Below are 17827 nucleotides of genomic sequence, written 5' to 3'. Positions count from 1 at the left end.
GTGTTTGATATAATTACCCTCCAATTCGCATTGGCATTCCGCCTCCGTTTCTTTCTCTCATTTCTCTCATTTCCTCCATTTTTTTAACCACAATATCGTCATACTCCTTTTGAGAAACCACTTTTCCTTTTGTAGCTTCTTTGATTTCGGCTTTGTCTTTAATGTTCAAAACGACTTTAGAACACAAAACCGTTGTTTTTCCATCGTTGACTTCCAAAATCAAACCAGGCAACCCCCAATAGCTTTCAGGCCCTTGATTGACTGGGATTTCTGGTGTGTACCATGCGGTTATAGTTACTTCTTTTGGCATTTCAATCTCTGACATAAAAGATGTTTTTTTCTCTTTGTCATCTGTTTTTACAACTTCTGTTTTCTCTTCTTTTTTGGGTCTAAAATTTCTAAAATCAGATTTACTTACCGGTCGAACGGCAGTTGCTTTAAAACAATTGTATCCACCGATTACCTTTGTTTCGGTTTCCATTTTCCATTTTAAATTGGGTAAAGAGTCTTTTACCAGAAACTCTTTTCCCATAAATTCCTTATCAACAGTATAGGATTTGCTTTTTACATTTTTATAAAAAGTTCCGCCGCCTCCCATCATAGAACTCATCATACGCATTCCTCCAAAACCACCGCCCTGTGTTGGAGCATCGAGTTTTTCTTCTTCTTTATAAATTGATGCAGATTTATCGAAGTTGAGTATAAATGTTTTTTCGAACATTTTTTTCATACCTTCTTCCATGTTTTTTTGCATTTCGGGAGTGATGTCCTTATTGCCTTGCATACGATTTTTAAAATCCGAAGTGCTGGTTTTTGATTCGTAAACCGCCATTCCTTGAAATTCCTGAGCATTTATTTGGATTACTGTTGTGATTAACGCGAAAGTGAGAATTAGTTTTTTCATTAGTAGATGATTTTTTATTTTTATAGGAATATGGAATTTCATTTCTTAAAATTAGAATACTTATTCCAAAGATAGCATCAATATGCCTTTATTTAAAATTAAATATACCTGTTGTTAAAATGCATAGACAGATACCATTTATTGTCTGACAAATTATTAGACCCTAATTATACGCTATGGTTTAATATACAGTGCTCTAAAAAATGACTTTACAGCTCTTTATTTTTAAGAAGCTATCACTAAGTCTTTTTATTGGAAAAAATTTCGTTTTAAAAAAAAATCAAAATCAAAAATTAATATTTTAAAATCGTTCAATAAATAGTATTACAAAGACCAAATTTTATCTATTTTTACAACCTCAAATTTCACCAAATCTAAAATCGCAACACCGTAATGCACGTAGCTATAGCAGGAAACATAGGATCAGGAAAAACAACATTAACACGTTTGTTAGCCAAACATTTTAAATGGGAACCTCATTTTGAGGAAGTAGTTGACAATCCTTACTTGGATGACTTTTACCATCAAATGGAACGTTGGTCGTTTAATTTGCAGATTTATTTCCTGAACAGTCGTTTTCGTCAAGTAATGCAAATTCGTGAAAGCGGTAAAAAAATCATTCAGGACAGAACCATTTACGAAGATGCCCATATTTTTGCTCCCAACCTTTATGCGATGGGATTGATGACGCATCGTGATTTTGAAAATTATTCTTCTCTTTTTGAATTGATGGAATCTCTTGTCAAAGCACCGGATTTATTGATTTACTTAAGAAGTTCTATACCCAACTTAGTAGGGCAAATTCACAAACGTGGACGTGAATACGAAAACACGATCTCCATTGACTATTTAAGCCGCCTCAACGAGCGTTACGAAGCATGGGTTCATACTTATACCAAAGGAAAAATTATGATTATCGATGTGGACAATATTAATTTTGTTGATAATCCAGAAGATTTAGGAAATATCATCAATCGAATTGATGCTGAATTGAATGGGTTGTTTTAGGAAAACAGACTTCACAGATTTACACAGATAACAAAAAAATGCCTCACAAATTGTGAGGCATTTTCAATTTAATAAAAGAATGATTCATTCCTATTTCAAAGCATCAATCTGTGATTGAACTTCAGCATCTGTTCCTTGAAATTGCTTAACTACTGAATTACCATTTACCGTTTTTGTTACAGTAGCCGTTACTTTTCCGTTAACATTTGATTTTTCAATTCTTATTTCATTGCTCATAGTCATTGGCTTTTTGGCACAACATGCTTTTCCTTTTGGAGCAACAAATTTTCCATCTTTATCATAATGAGACAAACACATTTCTTTTTGCTCAGGAGTACATTTTAGGCTGTCGCACATTTTTGCACATTCTTCTTTAGTCATTTTTGCGCATTTGTCCATATCGCATTTGCCCATCATCATTGCACCTTCACCCATGGTGCATTTTTTGATTCGGATTTCTTTCATAGGACAAGCACCTTTTGTCTCAATAGTACTGCTTCCGCTTCCTAAAATCGGCGCCATAACTAGTCCAATCAAACATGTCAATTTAATCAAGATGTTCATTGATGGTCCAGAAGTATCCTTGAATGGATCTCCAACAGTATCACCTGTAACGGCTGCTTTGTGAGCATCAGATCCTTTGTATGTCATTTCTCCATTGATCATAACACCTGCTTCAAATGATTTTTTGGCATTGTCCCAAGCACCACCGGCATTATTTTGAAAAACTGCCCAAAGTACTCCAGAAACAGTAACTCCAGCCATATAACCACCCAACATTTCGGCGATTAATTGATTGTTACTTCCGTAAACTAATTTCCCTAAAAGAACAATTGCAATTGGAAAACCAATAGTCAAAATCCCTGGCAACATCATTTCGCGCAAAGCGGCTTTAGTCGAAATATCAACACATTTTGCGTATTCTGGTTTTCCGGTTCCTTCCATAATTCCCGGAATTTCTTTAAACTGACGACGTACTTCGTATACCATATCCATCGCGGCTTTACCTACAGAATTCATCGCTAAAGCAGAAAATACAACTGGTATCATTCCACCAACGAATAACATCGCCAATACTGGTGCTTTGAAAATATTGATTCCATCTATGCCTGTGAAAGTTACATAAGCTGCAAACAAAGCCAAAGAGGTTAAAGCTGCCGAAGCAATTGCAAAACCTTTTCCAGTTGCTGCTGTAGTGTTTCCTACTGAATCCAAAATATCGGTTCTCGTACGCACTTCTTTTGGTAATTCACTCATTTCGGCAATTCCACCTGCATTGTCAGATATTGGACCAAAAGCATCGATTGCCAATTGCATTGCTGTAGTTGCCATCATTGCAGAAGCTGCTAATGCCACCCCGTAAAATCCTGCCAAAGCGTAAGAAGACCAAATCGCTGCAGCAAACAATAATACCGTTGGGAAAGTAGAAATCATTCCTGTTGCCAAACCAGCAATTACGTTGGTTCCTGCACCGGTACTCGATTTTTGAACAATCGCCATAACTGGTTTTGTTCCTAATCCTGTATAATATTCTGTTACAGATGAAATAGCTCCACCCACAACTAAACCAATAAGTGTAGCATAAAATACTCTCATTGATGAAATATCCATTGAACCTTCACCGAAGAAAGTCATACTCATGGTTTCCGGAAGCATATATTGCACTAAGAAGTAACATGAAATAGCGGTTAATACAATAGAAACCCAGTTTCCAATATTCAAAGCCTTTTGTACTTGTGCTTCTTTAGCATTTTCATCGGTAATTTTAACGAGCATAGTACCAATTATAGAAAACAAAATTCCGAAACCGGCAATTGCCATTGGCAATAAAATAGGTCCTATTCCGCCAAAAGCATCCTGAATGTTTCCACCCATATCTTTTATCACATAATTTCCAAGTACCATTGCTGCCAAGACGGTTGCTACATAAGAACCAAATAAATCGGCACCCATTCCGGCAACGTCACCTACGTTATCACCAACATTATCAGCGATTGTAGCTGGATTACGTGGATCATCTTCTGGAATCCCAGCTTCGACTTTACCAACTAAATCAGCACCTACATCGGCTGCTTTAGTATAAATTCCTCCACCCACACGGGCAAACAAAGCAATGGATTCAGCTCCAAGAGAAAAACCTGCTAATGTTTCCAGAACAACCGTCATGTCTTCTGTAGAAGTCCATTGTCCTTTCATAAAAATTTGGAAGAAAACAATAAAAAAACCAGTCAATCCTAAAACAGCTAAACCGGCTACACCTAATCCCATTACAGTTCCGCCACCAAATGAAACTTTCAAAGCTTGCGGCAAACTCGTACGAGCGGCTTGGGTAGTTCTAACATTAGTTTTTGTTGCTATTTTCATTCCCATATTTCCTGCCAAAGCAGAGAAAAATGCGCCAAAAACAAATGCAACTACTATTAATATATTGGTTTTAACTCCTGGAATAAAAGTGATACCTGCCAATACAACACTAGCTATTACAACAAAGACAGCCAATAATCTGTATTCAGCCTTTAAGAAAGCCAAAGCTCCCTCATATATATAATCTGATATCTCCTTCATTTTGCCATCTCCAGCATCTTGCTTTAGGACCCAAGATCGTTTGATGGACATAAAAATAAGCCCTATTATTGCCATAAAAATTGGCACATAAATCATAATTGAATTCATAAATATTCTTTTTGGTTTGTTAATATAAAAAAATGTAATCGATAGCAATTTAAACAAAAAAAGCAACACTCAATTAAGAGTATTGCTTTTTTTATAAAAAATAGAGGTAAAAATTATTTAATGCTAAATAATCCTTCTGGTTTATTCTCGATTTGATCGAAACGTTCTGTACATTCTTTAATGATTGCAAAAGCTTCATTTACATCTCCCCATCCTTCTACATCTACTACTTTGTTCTCCAAGTCTTTATATACTTGGAAGAAATGCTCAATTTCTTTCAATAAGTGTGGGTTGATATCGGATAAATTTTCCAATGAATTCCAAATCGGATCAGAAACCGGCACACAGATTACTTTTTCGTCTGGTCCTTTATCATCAGCCATGTGAAAAACTCCAATAGGTTTTACTTCAATTACACAACCAGGAAAAGTTGGTTCGTTTATCAAAACCAAAACATCCAATGGATCACCGTCTAAAGCTAATGTTTCAGGGATGAAACCGTAATCAGCTGGGTACATCATCGAAGAGAATAACATTCTATCGAAACGCATTCTTTTTATCGAAAAATCATACTCGTATTTATTTCTACTTCCTCTTGGTATTTCGATTAATACATCAAAAGTTTTTAATTTGTCTGCAGTCATTATTCTTTATCTTTTCTTAATTTATTAGCGACTGCAAAAGTACACAAACAATACTTTTTTACAATAAAAAAAGACAATATATAACTATAACGTTTTCGTAAAAATGACACTTTAATACACTATTATGCGTTTGCGTTTTTTTAGATAATAATGCCAAAGCAAAAAAGTAGCATATGAGCGATATGGGCTCCAATTTATGGTATGGGTTTCCATTATGGCTTTGTCATGGATATCGAGCAGTTCTTCTATGGTGTTGACCACAGCAATATCCCCCAGCGGCAGTAAATCAGGCTCTTCCAGGCAAAACATCAGATAAATATCGATAGTCCAATTACCAATTCCTTTTATTTTTATGAGTTCTTCACGAACTTCTTGCGCCGATTTGTGAGGCAAACTCTCCAGATCAATTTCTTTATTCAATATTGCTGCGGCCAATGCTTTGATGTAAGTCGTTTTTTGCCGACTTACACCAAAAGTCCTGTAATCTTCATCTGAAACTTGGATTAATAATTCTGGATTGAAGGTGGCATGATTTGCTTTTATTTTTAAAAAAGTGGCTTTTGCCGAATCTATCGAAACCTGTTGTTCCAAAATTAACAATACCAAAGTTTCAAATCCCTGAGGTCTTACGGGGATGGTCGGAAATCCGTATGTATCTATAATCTGTTTGAATATAGGGCTTTTTTGAAAAAGATGGTCGATGGCTTGTTGCATGTTTTAATTTTTTAGCACAGATGAAAACGGCATCCCACGCTTTTGGGCGTGGATATAGTGTACAGCTGGAATAGCTCCTAAAAATAGAATCCAAACGATCCTTTTACAGTAAATGGATTTACTCCCGGTGTGTTTAGATAATTGCCTCTCCACGAAAAATCCAAACGAAATACTTTGAAAATATTTCCGATTCCTGCGTTGTATTCCCAATACACATTCTCTGGAGCGACATATTGTAGGCCAGAGGCATTTATAGCTCTATTAGCATCTGAAACGGTTCCATAAACTGCTTTTACTCCAATGATTTCCCTCCAATTGAGTTTCCTCATAAAAGGAATTCTGGCAAATAACCTTCCATTGAAATCATGATTCCATTGCAACAACGCATATTGATCAGTTACAAATTCGTAGTAATTAAGATTACTAAAAGCATTTTCGATAGTAAAATAAGTCTGGTTTCCAGGCACAATACTCAATAAGCCCAACGGAATTGTCCCATACGTTTTTCCCAGTTCCATTATTATGTTCGAACGACCTAGCGGACCAATAATGATGGGCTGTTTATAATAAATTTCAATTTTTTTATAATCAAAATCGCTGTTTATAATTCCTTTATAACCCTGACTATAATTGACAAAAAGTGTGGTATAGGGGCTATTGGCAATACTGCGTTCGACGCCATAGGCAATAGTTCTGCGTTTTGGAGTATATTCGGCTTGGATGTTAAATTCTGATTGAACCACTTTCCCGCTTATTACCCCTTGAGGGTTTGCAGCACTTGGTAATGTGGTATAATAATCAAGGCTAAAAACTGGCGAAGCCGATTCTAATGTCTTGTAGGTCACTCCTGTCTGAAAAGTCAGATTTTTGATTGGTTCGATAGCAACATAGGCATTTGTCAGCGCTACATTGGTCAATTTTCCGTTTGATCCTGTCGTAAAAAATGCTGTCGATCCGTAGTTTCTAGCCAAAATATCATTGGTCGTGGTCAAACTGGCACCCAATTGCTCGATATCGCGCCTATTTCCTCCCGAAATAATAACTCGGTTTTTCTTTTCAATCATCCATTTGCCTGCAAAACCATATTTAAACTTTTGATCCTGAAAGCCATAAGCGGTAAAGGCCTGTACTCGCCAAGGATCATTGGGACCAAAATACGTTCGCCCTCCCAATTGCACCCTAAATCCCTCGACTTCATTGTATCCAAACGTGGAAAAAATTGGGCCCAAATCAAAGTTGCCGTAATTAATGTAACCACTTGCCAAAACGGTAACGATATCAGTAAGTCGTTTGAATGCTTTTACATTTTGCAACGTATCCAGCATTTTATAAACCCCGATCTCGTCTTTACTCAGTTTTTCAAAACGGTTTTCTTCCCAATACTCGTCACTCTTTTTATATACTTCGTTATCGACAAAATTGACTTCTTCTTTGTAGAATTTAGCAGGCTTTTCAATATTGAATTTATGGTTTTGATAATAGGTGGTTCGCTTTCCATAAACTCCAGGCGATTTTTCTTTTTTGTTTAAAGCAAAATCAGACATAAGATAATCCTTGGTCAGCAAAAAAACTGAATCATTCAAAACATCAAATTCCTGCTCAACATAGATGTCCTTAACCCAGTTGATGTTGGCGCTTTTGGTAACGGCCATATTGATTTTTTTGATGGCAAACGTGGTGTCATTTACCCAAAAATCACCTTTGAAAGTCAGTTCGTTTTTCCTTCTTGGATAAAAAACAATATTATAACACCATTTGTTATCTATAAATGTACTGTCTCTCAAAACATAATTATACACATCAATTCCTGTTGTAGAGAGTGGAGAGGTAAAACTTTTGTCGAATAAGGCAATGTAATTATTATAAATATTATAGTCTGAATACAAATCCTTTATAAAAGACAAAATTTGTTGATTCCCATCAAATCCAGATGTTTTATTGGCTTTTGTTATCTGTTTTATTTTTCCTGTTTTATTGTCGCCGTACACATCGACCAATGCTTCGTTTACAAAAATAGGCAAATAGGTTTTTCCTGTAATTTTGGAGGTATCAACATGGTCAAAAATAAATTCCATGCCTTTGAATATTTTTTGTTTCATGTAGGCACTGTCAATAGAATTGATGTCAAATTCTACTTTCTCATATTTTTCCATTTGGTACTGGTCAAATTGATACAAGCCGTTTTTACGTTTCTTTTCCCAAATTTTTCTAAGAATATCAAGTGCAGGATTGTTTTTTTTTGAAGTTTTACCAGTAAAAATAACAACTTCTTTCAAACTTTCCTGTTCGTTTAAAACAATACTGAAATTATAATTGACTGATTTTGTAAGCGTAATTTCTTTTTCCGAAAATCCAACCGAAGAAACTACAAGTGTTTTATATGTTTTTGGAGATTCAAAATAAAACCGACCGTCTTCATTGGTTACTGTGCCTTCGCTGGAATTTTTAAAAACTACATTAGCAAAAGGAATAGGCTGGTTGGATTTATCAACCACAATACCGCTCACTTTTGTTTGGCCAAAAATGGAATTTGCAAAAGCAAACAAAAAAAATAAAATAACGGACAGCTTTCTTTTCATAATATATAAAAAAAAGCTTCATCAAATGGAATCATGATGAAGCTTTTCAAATAGTAATATTCAATTATTTGTATAATACTTTCTTAACTGCTTTCACAACATCGGCAGCATTTGGCAACCATTCTTTCAATAATACTGGAGAATAAGGTGCTGGAGTATCAGCTGTCGTAATACGTTGAATTGGCGCATCCAGAAAATCAAATGCCTGCTCTTGAACCAAGAAAGCAATCTCTGAAGATACACTTGCAAAAGGCCAAGCTTCTTCAAGAATCACCAACCTATTTGTTTTTCTAACCGAAGTTAAAATCGCTTCATTATCCATTGGGCGCACTGTTCTCAAATCGATAATCTCGCACGAAATTCCTTCTTTGGCCAATTCATCTGCAGCGATATAAGCTTCTTTGATAATTTTTCCGAAAGAAACGATAGTTACATCAGTTCCTTCACGTTTGATATCGGCAACACCAATAGGAATAGTATATTCACCATCCGGCACTTCCCCTTTGTCACCATACATTTGTTCAGATTCCATGAAAATAACTGGGTCATTATCACGAATAGCCGATTTCAACAAACCTTTGGCATCATATACGTTCGATGGAACTACCACTTTAAGACCTGGAGTATTTGCAAACCAGTTCTCAAGAGCTTGAGAGTGTGTCGCTCCCAATTGTCCTGCCGAAGCAGTTGGACCACGAAAAACGATAGGCACATTAAATTGCCCACCTGTCATCTGACGCATTTTGGCGGCATTATTTATAATTTGATCAATTCCAACCAAACAAAAGTTGAAAGTCATATACTCCACTATCGGGCGACAACCATTCATTGCCGATCCTACTGCAATTCCAGTAAAACCAAGTTCGGCGATTGGCGTGTCTATTACTCTTTTTTCACCAAATTCGGCAAGCATACCTTTCGATGCTTTGTAGGCACCGTTGTACTCTGCTACCTCTTCACCCATTAAGTATATGGACTCATCGCGACGCATTTCTTCACTCATCGCTTCGCAAATGGCCTCTCTAAATTGTATCGTTCTCATATTATATTGTCTGTGTGTAATTTTTAGAACCGCAAAAATAATTATTTTAAATTACTTAAAAGCATAAAATACTTTAAAATAACACCGATTTATGCTATTGTTTTTTTTTAGGAGCTGTTTCCGGCTATTCGCTATATCTTCTTGTAATCCCGTTAGAAAAAACGGGACCACAAGAAGGATGCCGCTACTATCCGGGCTAAAATATCAGTGCAAAAAAGGAAATTTTCGAAATTGAAACTACTTGCAAATCAAAGGCAAAATCAAAAAACAGGAACTAATTCACAAAATCATCCCGATTATTTATAATAATTCTGATTAAAACCTATCATAATCGATCATAACTGACGAAATCGTAATAGTTGTCAAAAATGTTATGCATGCATAGTATATTATTCAATTTATTATTTTAAATTTGTCCAAGAAAAAAAGAATTTAAATATATAATTATGAAAATATTAGTTTGCATCAGTCACGTTCCTGATACTACTTCAAAAATCAACTTCACAAACGGAGACGCTGAATTTGATACCAATGGGGTTCAATATGTAATTAATCCAAATGACGAATTTGGTCTTACCCGTGCTATTTGGTTCCAAGAGCAACAAGGTGCTACTGTAACCATAGTAAATGTTGGCGGACCAGATACTGAACCTACATTGAGAAAAGCATTGGCAATTGGAGCAAACGAAGCTATTCGTGTCAATGCAAATCCTACCGATGGTTTTTTTGTTGCTAAACAACTAGCCGAAGTCATTAAAAATGGTGGTTACGATATTGTAATTGCAGGAAAAGAATCATTAGACTATAATGGTGGAATGGTTCCGGGTATGATTGCAGGTATTTTGGGATATAATTTTCTAAACTCTTGCACCAGCATTACCGTTGACGGTACAAATGTCACTGCAGTACGCGAAATTGATGGAGGTAAAGAAACCGTAAGCACAACTTTGCCAATAATCATTGGTGGTCAAAAAGGACTTGTAGAAGAAAAGGATTTGCGTATTCCAAACATGAGAGGAATTATGACTGCAAGAACTAAAGTATTAACAATCCTTGAGCCTGTTGATGCAGCAATAAATACTAAAGCGGTAAAATTTGAAAAACCAGCTCCAAAATCGGCAGTGAAATTGATTTCACCAGATAATCTGGACGAGTTAATCAATTTATTACACAACGAAGCGAAAGTAATCTAGTAATCCGTTTTCAGTTACAGTTTTCAGTTGTAAAACTTTAAACCTTAAACTTTAAACTCTTAAACAAAAAATCATGTCAATATTAATATACGCAGAATCTGCAGAAGGAAAATTCAAAAAAGTAGCGTTAGAACTTGCTTCTTATGCAAAAAAAGTTGCTGAATCTTTGGGAACAACCGTAACAGCAGTAACAATAAACACCGGAGATGTTTCTGAATTGTCAAAATACGGTGTAGACAAAGTTTTAAAAGTAAACAACGATAAATTAGCCGGTTTTACTGCCAAAGCTTATGCCGATGTAATCAAACAAGCAGCTCAAAAAGAAGGGGCTAAAGTAGTTTTGCTTTCCTCAACAACAGATAGCATTTACTTGTCTTCATTGGTTGCTGTTGCATTAGAAGCTGGCTTTGCTTCAAACGTTGTTGGGTTACCGGTAAGCACTGCTCCTTTTCAAGTAAAAAGAAATGCTTTTTCAAACAAAGCGTTCAATATCACAGAAATCAGTACAGATGTAAAAGTATTGGCTCTTGCTAAAAACTCTTACGGTATATTTGAAAGTGCTTCTGCATTAACAGAAGAAGATTTCAATCCAACCATCGGAGATGCAGATTTTGGAGTTAAAGTGGTGTCTGTAGAAAAAGTTTCAGGTAAAGTTTCTATAGCAGATGCTGATATTGTTGTTTCTGCAGGTCGCGGTCTAAAAGGACCCGAAAACTGGGGAATGATTGAAGAATTGGCTAGCGTTCTAGGAGCTGCAACTGCCTGTTCAAAACCGGTATCCGATTTAGGCTGGAGACCTCATAGCGAACACGTGGGACAAACAGGAAAACCTGTAGCTACCAACTTGTATATTGCCATAGGAATTTCTGGAGCAATACAACATATCGCCGGTATCAATTCATCTAAAGTAAAAGTTGTCATCAATAGTGATCCAGAAGCGCCTTTCTTCAAAGTAGCAGACTACGGAGTTGTTGGAGATGCTTTTGAAATTGTCCCACAATTAATAACCAAATTAAAAGCATTCAAAGAGCAACATTCTTAAAAATAAATTTCTCTTATAAATTAAGTCGCCTAAAAACAAGATAATCGTATCTTTGCTTTAGACGGCTTTTTTGTTCGATAAATTTTGACTAAAATTGCACTATATTTTAAAATTGACATTTACACCATTAATAAGGTACTTTGTACTTTCTATTATATCAACATGAGCTTAGTTAAATTATCCATAAAAGGAATTTCATATAGTCAAACCCAAAACGGTGCCTATGCATTGATTTTGAATGAGGTTGATGGCGAACGAAAATTACCCATTGTCATTGGCGCTTTTGAGGCTCAATCGATTGCTATTGCATTAGAAAAAGAAATTAAACCGCCTCGTCCGTTAACGCATGATTTATTCAAAAATTTTGCAGAACGATTTGACATTGTTGTAAAGCAGGTTATTATCCACAAACTAGTGGATGGTGTTTTTTATTCCAGTATAATATGTGAAAGAGATAAAATTGAGGAAATTATTGATGCCAGAACCTCCGATGCTATTGCATTGGCCTTGCGTTTCAATGCTCCAATCTTTACTTATAAAAATATTTTAGACAAAGCCGGAATCTATTTAAAAGCAAATCCTCTGGAAGCTGATGCGGCATCGCAAGAAATAGACGATATACTTTCAAATCCAGAGACTTTTGGACATAACGAAGAAAGCAACGAATCGGGAAACACCTATTCAAAGCACAGTTTGTCTGAATTAAATGAATTATTGGATCAAGCTGTGGAACATGAAGATTACGAAAAAGCTGCAAAAATCCGTGACGAAATTTCTAAGAGAGAATCCTAATTAAAATAGTTGAATCGTTGATTTGTTGAACTGTTTATCGTTAAGCAAACTTACAAATTACGATTAAACAGTTTAACTATTAAACATAAATGAAACAATACCTAGACTTAGTCCAACATGTTATGACCAACGGTTGTCAAAAAGGAGATCGTACCGGTACCGGAACAAAAAGTGTATTTGGTTACCAGATGCGTTTTGATTTAAGTGAAGGATTTCCAATGGTGACCACCAAAAAATTACATCTTAAATCGATAATTTACGAATTGCTTTGGTTTTTAAAAGGCGATACCAATATAAAATACCTACAAGAAAATGGTGTTAAAATTTGGGATGCCTGGGCAGATAGCAATGGAGATTTGGGTCCTGTGTATGGTCACCAATGGCGCAATTGGAATAGTGAAGAAATAGATCAAATTTCAGAACTAATTACAGAACTGAAAACGAATCCAAACAGTCGAAGAATGCTAGTTTCAGCTTGGAATCCATCAGTACTTCCAGACACCACAAAATCATTTGAGGAAAATGTAGCCAATAACAAAGCCGCTCTGCCTCCTTGCCATGCGTTTTTTCAGTTTTATGTAACATCAGCAGATGAAACCAAAGGAGAAACTAAAGGAAAATTATCCTGCCAATTGTACCAACGCAGTGCCGATATATTTCTGGGAGTTCCTTTCAATATAGCCTCTTACGCCTTGCTAACCATGATGATTGCACAAGTTTGCAATCTGGAAGTTGGTGAATTTATACACACTTTTGGTGATGCACACATTTACAATAATCATTTTGAACAACTTGAGTTGCAACTGACACGTGAGCCAAAACCATTGCCAAAAATGATCTTAAATCCTGCGATAAAAAACATCTTCGATTTTGATTTTGATGATTTTACATTAGAAAGTTATGAACCACATGCCTTGATTAAAGGGAATGTAGCCGTTTAAAAAAAAAAATCCGCTAAAAAGCGGATTTTTTTCTGCACCAACTATATTGCTAATACACTATTTTCTGCACCTGCAAAATCATTCCATTTGAAGGAATCAGCTTCTGGCTCATTTACAAATTTACCATCTATGACATACTTAAATTCATAAGTTGCATCTTTATTCAGATCGAAAGTAGCTTTAAAAGTACCATTTTTCAGCTTACTCAAAGCCCCTTCTTCAACACTCCAATTATTAAAATCTCCAATAACCGATGCTTCGTTTGCCTCTTTTGCTTCTACACTAAAAGTAACTTTACAAACAGGCTTAGTTTTTATAAATTGTTTCTTGATAGACATAACTATTTCATTTTTAAAGTTATAACAAAGTAACTGAATTAATTTTAGATTTCATCAACCAGGTAAATTTTTAGCATAATAGCAATAAACATCCCCCTTTTTTAATTATATAAAGAAATTGAATCCTTTAAATTTTGAATTCAAATTAAGAAATCGTTTTCAGTATAAATAATCAATAATCAGATTAGTCGCATTAAGAAATAAATTTTATCTTTATAAGCAAAAAATTAGCCATGGAAAAAGAGTTACACGAACAATACGAATATGCAAGAAGACGTTTAAAACAAAAGAAAAGACTCTATTATCATTTTGTTCTCTTTACCTTAACAAGCTTATTTATATTTACTGCACATCGCTTTTTTGATATTGGTATAGATACCAATTGGTGTATTTGGATTATTACATTATGGTTATTCCTTTTTGTTTTACATTTTATAAAAGTCTTTATAACCGATCGTTTTATGAATAAATATTGGGAAAGAGACCAAATAAATCGTCTTGTTACATTACAGCAAAAAAAAATAGCGCAATTAGAGTCCAAAATTGAAGAGGATACAACTAAAAAATAAAATCTCGAAATATGATAATTATGATTGCTGCAGTTGCAGAAAATAATGCACTTGGGAAAAATAACGAACTCGTTTGGCACTTGCCCAACGATTTCAAAAGATTCAAATCCTTAACAACTGGCCATCATATTATAATGGGAAGAAAAACATTTGAAAGCTTCCCTAAGCCGCTCCCAAATCGAACACATATTGTAATAACTCGACAAAAAAATTATAATCCAGAAGGTTGTATTGTTGTTGAAAGCATGGAAGATGCAATTGCAATTTGTCCCGAAAATGAAATTTCTTTTATAATTGGTGGAGGTGAAATCTATAATTTAGGACTTCCCTATACTGATAAATTGGAAATTACCAGAGTACATCATAATTTTGAAGCTGATGTCTTTTTTCCTGCAATAAATACTGACGAATGGACTCAAGTTCAAACTGAATTTAATCCCAAAGACGACAAGCATCTTTTTGATTATACCTACCAAACTTTTGCTAAAAAATAGCAAAAAAAAACATCTCTTTTTTGAGAGATGTTTTTTGATAATGATTAGAGGAATGACCTACTCTTGTGCTAAAATTTGATAACATAGTATACAAATTACAAATATCAATATCACTCCAGAAATGAAGACGATAGTATTTGATATTTTTTGAGAGTACAACTCAAAAAAGCCTTTAGTACCAAATACCACAAAGGTACTAAAGGCAAAGAAAATTAAAATTTCCAAAAACAAATTTAATCCTAAGAACGTATTTTGCGCTTTTAAATTAATACTACCGTTACTGATAGTACCTTCAAAAAAAATCACAAGAACAAATGAGATAAAGAGCGCAAAAATTATCCATTTGATTTGGGTCATTAATTCCCTACTAATCATTTATAAAATATTTAAATTTTAAAGTACAAACATCTACAATAATTATAGCATCCACAATACCCACTTTTGGTGATATTTCAATTATTTTTACTTTAAATAAATTTTGTATTTTCTCAACGAATACAGGCTATTCGAAAGTATTATTCGTTTTTTTCTTACTTTTAAAAAATTTACTGCTCGGAAAATTCAAAGAAAATTTTACTTCCTCGTGTTTTTTTTGCTTTCTTTAAAATAAATTTCTCCATTTCAAAAAACACATTTATAGTTCTTATAGTTTATGTTATATTTGTACAAATTAAAAAAATGCCAAAAGAAATCACACCTTATAAAAATTCGACTCTAAGTAAAAAAGAACAAGTTGCAACTATGTTTGATAACATATCCGGGAATTATGACAATCTAAACCGTGTCATTTCGTTTGGGATAGATATTAAATGGAGAAAAAAAGTTTTACAATTAGTGGCAGGAACAAATCCTGATACTATTTTGGATATTGCAACTGGTACGGGAGATTTAGCTATTTTGCTAGCCCAAACAAAAGCCTCAAAAATTATTGGACTAGACATTTCATCGGGAATGCTGGAAATTGGTGTAAACAAAATTCGAGAAAAAAATCTTTCTAAAACTATAGAAATGGTCTTGGGTGATTCTGAGAACATGCCATTTGAAAATGATTATTTTGATGCAATTACTGTTGCCTTTGGTGTTAGAAATTTTGAGCATCTGGAAACAGGGCTTTCGGAAATTTTAAGAGTCTTAAAACCTGGAGGGATTTTCGTCATTTTAGAAACTTCGGTTCCTGACAAAACTCCTTATAAACAAGGTTATCATTTTTATAGTAACAACATATTACCCATTATAGGAAAATTATTTTCAAAAGATGATGTCGCCTATGGCTATTTGTCTGAATCTGCTGCTTCTTTCCCTTATGGCGAAGCATTAAACAATATTTTGAGAAAAACTGGGTTTATAAATGTTGAAGCTATGCCACAAACATTTGGAGTAGCTACTATATACTCTGCCTCTAAAAGTTAATACTGAAAATATTCAGCATCTATATGAAAAAAATAATTGTAATAGTTCTTCTAGCTTTGGCTGTAAAAGGAAATGCCCAGTCAAAGGGAATATTCAGTAAAGACCCCATAATAAATCTTGAAAACTGGCAAAAAAAATATGTCTATTTTGGTTTCTTTTTAGGAGTCAACTCTTATGATTTCAAAATTGATTACAAAACTGTCGGGCCAGATATCCAAGTTGACAAATCAGTAGGATTCAATGTTGGATTGGTAACCAATGTCAGACTTATGGAGTATTTGGATTTACGTTTTGAACCCGGTTTGTATTATGCCAATAGGATTTTGCATTATCCTCCCAATGCAAGTTTTAACTCTTCAAGTGATGCAATCAGGGAAGTAAACAGCACTTATATCAATTTCCCTTTATTATTAAAATTCTCTTCTCTTAGAACTGGCAATGTTCGTCCATATCTTTTGGGTGGTGTTTCGGCAAATTTAAATTTATCCAGTAATGCAAAATCCCTAGATGATAATCTTGAAGAACGATTTAGAGTAAAAACCTGGACAACTAATTATGAATTGGGTTTTGGAATCGATATTTTCTCAGAGTACTTTATATTTTCGCCATCGATAAGAGGTTCTTTTGGCATTTCAGACGAATTAATTCGTGACAAAGACCCAAACAGTCCTTGGACCGGGAATATTGAATCTATGAAGTCAAGAGCAGTTTTAATTAATTTTACTTTTCATTAAATTTAATTAAAACTTAACTTCTCCTTTTAAATTCACTTAAAATAATTGAAGTTGCTGTAGCTACATTTAAGCTTTCGGTTTTTTGAAGATCTCCAAAACGGGGAATGGTTAATCTATTTTGAATCATTAACTCCAACTCTTCTGAAATCCCATTGGCTTCATTCCCCATTACGATTATACCCTCCTGAGGTAAAGTGGTTTTATAAATATTATCACCATCCATAAATGTTCCAAAAACTGGCAGATGCGTTTTTGATATAAAAGATTTTAAATCAATATAATTAACATTTACCCGTGCAATAGAACCCATAGTTGCCTGAATGACTTTTGGATTATAAATATCTACTGTTTCATTTGAACAGATTAATTGCTGAATTCCAAACCAATCGCATAACCTTAATATTGTACCTAAATTACCCGGATCTCTTACAGAATCAAGAGCCACAATCAAACCCGATTCTATGATTTTTTCATTTGAAGGAATTTTAAAAACAGCCAGACACGTATTTGGCGTTGCCAAAGCGCTAATTTTTTTCAACTCACTTTCTGAAACAATTGATTTCTTTATACTTTGTACTTCATCAAAATCTGGCTTAATGGCGTAAAGATGTTCCAACTCAAAATTTGATTTTAGTAATTCTTGAATTACTTTTACACCCTCGGCAAAAAACAGCTGATTTGCAAAACGATGTTTTTTTTGTTGTAAACTCGATATAAGCTTTATTTGGTTTTTACTAAGCATAAAAAAAT

At 34.5% G+C, this 17827-nt stretch carries 17 protein-coding genes; 9 read left to right on the top strand and 8 right to left on the bottom strand.

The annotated features are described in order from the left end of the window. Nucleotides 1–13: 13 nt before the first annotated feature. On the bottom strand, nt 14–904 hold the full coding sequence (locus tag OLM57_RS06995) for a GLPGLI family protein (protein ID WP_264566511.1): 891 nt from the start codon (nt 902–904) through the stop codon (nt 14–16). A gap of 393 nt (nt 905–1297) precedes the next feature. On the opposite strand from OLM57_RS06995, the gene OLM57_RS06990 reads away from it, so the two are divergent. Next, nucleotides 1298–1912, top strand: coding sequence for a deoxynucleoside kinase (locus tag OLM57_RS06990; protein WP_264566510.1), 615 nt, complete (start codon nt 1298–1300; stop codon nt 1910–1912). Nucleotides 1913–2002: 90 nt separating this feature from the next. Here the strand turns inward: OLM57_RS06990 and OLM57_RS06985 are convergent, their stop codons facing one another. The 5 genes from OLM57_RS06985 to OLM57_RS06965 form a co-directional block, all read right to left on the bottom strand. Continuing rightward, nucleotides 2003–4585 (bottom strand): sodium-translocating pyrophosphatase, encoded by a 2583-nt coding sequence (locus OLM57_RS06985; protein WP_264566509.1) that lies wholly within the window; start codon nt 4583–4585, stop codon nt 2003–2005. Nucleotides 4586–4698: 113 nt separating this feature from the next. Continuing rightward, complete coding sequence (locus tag OLM57_RS06980) at nt 4699–5229, bottom strand: inorganic diphosphatase (RefSeq protein ID WP_264566508.1); 531 nt, start codon at nt 5227–5229, stop codon at nt 4699–4701. A 111-nt stretch (nt 5230–5340) separates the two neighbouring features. Further along, nucleotides 5341–5943 carry a DNA-3-methyladenine glycosylase family protein gene (locus tag OLM57_RS06975; protein WP_264566507.1) on the bottom strand — a complete coding sequence of 201 codons (603 nt, stop codon included), beginning with the start codon at nt 5941–5943 and terminating at the stop codon, nt 5341–5343. 77 nt (nt 5944–6020) lie between these two features. After that, on the bottom strand, nt 6021–8522 hold the full coding sequence (locus OLM57_RS06970) for a DUF5686 and carboxypeptidase-like regulatory domain-containing protein (protein WP_264566506.1): 2502 nt from the start codon (nt 8520–8522) through the stop codon (nt 6021–6023). A 64-nt stretch (nt 8523–8586) separates the two neighbouring features. Continuing rightward, complete coding sequence (locus OLM57_RS06965; RefSeq protein ID WP_264566505.1) at nt 8587–9564, bottom strand: pyruvate dehydrogenase complex E1 component subunit beta; 978 nt, start codon at nt 9562–9564, stop codon at nt 8587–8589. A 446-nt stretch (nt 9565–10010) separates the two neighbouring features. On the opposite strand from OLM57_RS06965, the gene OLM57_RS06960 reads away from it, so the two are divergent. The 4 genes from OLM57_RS06960 to OLM57_RS06945 all read left to right on the top strand — a co-directional run bounded on the left by OLM57_RS06960 (nt 10011) and on the right by OLM57_RS06945 (nt 13532). Further along, complete coding sequence (locus OLM57_RS06960; RefSeq protein WP_264566504.1) at nt 10011–10757, top strand: electron transfer flavoprotein subunit beta/FixA family protein; 747 nt, start codon at nt 10011–10013, stop codon at nt 10755–10757. Between the two features lie 73 nt (nt 10758–10830). Further along, nucleotides 10831–11799, top strand: a complete 969-nt coding sequence (locus tag OLM57_RS06955) for an electron transfer flavoprotein subunit alpha/FixB family protein (RefSeq protein WP_264566503.1) — start codon at nt 10831–10833, stop codon at nt 11797–11799. A 162-nt stretch (nt 11800–11961) separates the two neighbouring features. Beyond that, nucleotides 11962–12591: a bifunctional nuclease family protein gene (locus tag OLM57_RS06950; protein WP_264566502.1), complete on the top strand. Its 630-nt coding sequence runs from the start codon at nt 11962–11964 to the stop codon at nt 12589–12591. Nucleotides 12592–12680: 89 nt separating this feature from the next. Beyond that, entirely contained in the window at nt 12681–13532 is an 852-nt protein-coding gene (locus OLM57_RS06945) for a thymidylate synthase (RefSeq protein ID WP_264566501.1), read from the top strand. Between the two features lie 41 nt (nt 13533–13573). Here OLM57_RS06945 and OLM57_RS06940 read toward each other — a convergent pair whose 3' ends face one another. Beyond that, entirely contained in the window at nt 13574–13870 is a 297-nt protein-coding gene (locus OLM57_RS06940) for an isoamylase early set domain-containing protein (protein ID WP_264566500.1), read from the bottom strand. 233 nt (nt 13871–14103) lie between these two features. Here OLM57_RS06940 and OLM57_RS06935 point away from each other — a divergent pair, with 233 nt between their 5' ends. The 4 genes from OLM57_RS06935 to OLM57_RS06920 all read left to right on the top strand — a co-directional run bounded on the left by OLM57_RS06935 (nt 14104) and on the right by OLM57_RS06920 (nt 17077). Next, nucleotides 14104–14439: a 2TM domain-containing protein gene (locus tag OLM57_RS06935; RefSeq protein WP_264566499.1), complete on the top strand. Its 336-nt coding sequence runs from the start codon at nt 14104–14106 to the stop codon at nt 14437–14439. A gap of 11 nt (nt 14440–14450) precedes the next feature. Continuing rightward, nucleotides 14451–14933, top strand: a complete 483-nt coding sequence (locus tag OLM57_RS06930) for a dihydrofolate reductase (protein ID WP_264566498.1) — start codon at nt 14451–14453, stop codon at nt 14931–14933. A gap of 678 nt (nt 14934–15611) precedes the next feature. Then, a complete protein-coding gene (gene ubiE, locus OLM57_RS06925; RefSeq protein WP_264566497.1) occupies nt 15612–16343 on the top strand; it encodes a bifunctional demethylmenaquinone methyltransferase/2-methoxy-6-polyprenyl-1,4-benzoquinol methylase UbiE in 732 nt (243 codons plus the stop codon). Nucleotides 16344–16366: 23 nt separating this feature from the next. Beyond that, the gene (locus OLM57_RS06920; RefSeq protein ID WP_264566496.1) at nt 16367–17077 is read left to right on the top strand and encodes a porin family protein; all 711 of its coding nucleotides are present in this window, start codon (nt 16367–16369) and stop codon (nt 17075–17077) included. Between the two features lie 13 nt (nt 17078–17090). Here the strand turns inward: OLM57_RS06920 and OLM57_RS06915 are convergent, their stop codons facing one another. Then, nucleotides 17091–17819, bottom strand: a complete 729-nt coding sequence (locus OLM57_RS06915) for a TrmH family RNA methyltransferase (RefSeq protein ID WP_264566495.1) — start codon at nt 17817–17819, stop codon at nt 17091–17093. Between the last annotated feature and the right edge of the window lie 8 nt (nt 17820–17827).

Origin of the sequence: Flavobacterium sp. N3904, from assembly GCF_025947305.1 — a bacterium.
GTDB lineage: Bacteria > Bacteroidota > Bacteroidia > Flavobacteriales > Flavobacteriaceae > Flavobacterium.
This window is presented reverse-complemented; position numbering and strand designations above follow the sequence as displayed.

Coding starts and splice junctions, on each gene's coding strand:
- OLM57_RS06935 (WP_264566499.1), top strand. CDS start 14,104: ATGGAAAAAGAGTTACACGAACAATACGAATATGCAAGAAGACGTTTA.
- OLM57_RS06945 (WP_264566501.1), top strand. CDS start 12,681: ATGAAACAATACCTAGACTTAGTCCAACATGTTATGACCAACGGTTGT.
- OLM57_RS06980 (WP_264566508.1), bottom strand. CDS start 5,229: ATGACTGCAGACAAATTAAAAACTTTTGATGTATTAATCGAAATACCA.
- OLM57_RS06915 (WP_264566495.1), bottom strand. CDS start 17,819: ATGCTTAGTAAAAACCAAATAAAGCTTATATCGAGTTTACAACAAAAA.
- OLM57_RS06965 (WP_264566505.1), bottom strand. CDS start 9,564: ATGAGAACGATACAATTTAGAGAGGCCATTTGCGAAGCGATGAGTGAA.
- ubiE (WP_264566497.1), top strand. CDS start 15,612: ATGCCAAAAGAAATCACACCTTATAAAAATTCGACTCTAAGTAAAAAA.
- OLM57_RS06955 (WP_264566503.1), top strand. CDS start 10,831: ATGTCAATATTAATATACGCAGAATCTGCAGAAGGAAAATTCAAAAAA.
- OLM57_RS06975 (WP_264566507.1), bottom strand. CDS start 5,943: ATGCAACAAGCCATCGACCATCTTTTTCAAAAAAGCCCTATATTCAAA.
- OLM57_RS06970 (WP_264566506.1), bottom strand. CDS start 8,522: ATGAAAAGAAAGCTGTCCGTTATTTTATTTTTTTTGTTTGCTTTTGCA.
- OLM57_RS06950 (WP_264566502.1), top strand. CDS start 11,962: ATGAGCTTAGTTAAATTATCCATAAAAGGAATTTCATATAGTCAAACC.
- OLM57_RS06995 (WP_264566511.1), bottom strand. CDS start 904: ATGAAAAAACTAATTCTCACTTTCGCGTTAATCACAACAGTAATCCAA.
- OLM57_RS06985 (WP_264566509.1), bottom strand. CDS start 4,585: ATGAATTCAATTATGATTTATGTGCCAATTTTTATGGCAATAATAGGG.
- OLM57_RS06920 (WP_264566496.1), top strand. CDS start 16,367: ATGAAAAAAATAATTGTAATAGTTCTTCTAGCTTTGGCTGTAAAAGGA.
- OLM57_RS06930 (WP_264566498.1), top strand. CDS start 14,451: ATGATAATTATGATTGCTGCAGTTGCAGAAAATAATGCACTTGGGAAA.
- OLM57_RS06960 (WP_264566504.1), top strand. CDS start 10,011: ATGAAAATATTAGTTTGCATCAGTCACGTTCCTGATACTACTTCAAAA.
- OLM57_RS06990 (WP_264566510.1), top strand. CDS start 1,298: ATGCACGTAGCTATAGCAGGAAACATAGGATCAGGAAAAACAACATTA.
- OLM57_RS06940 (WP_264566500.1), bottom strand. CDS start 13,870: ATGTCTATCAAGAAACAATTTATAAAAACTAAGCCTGTTTGTAAAGTT.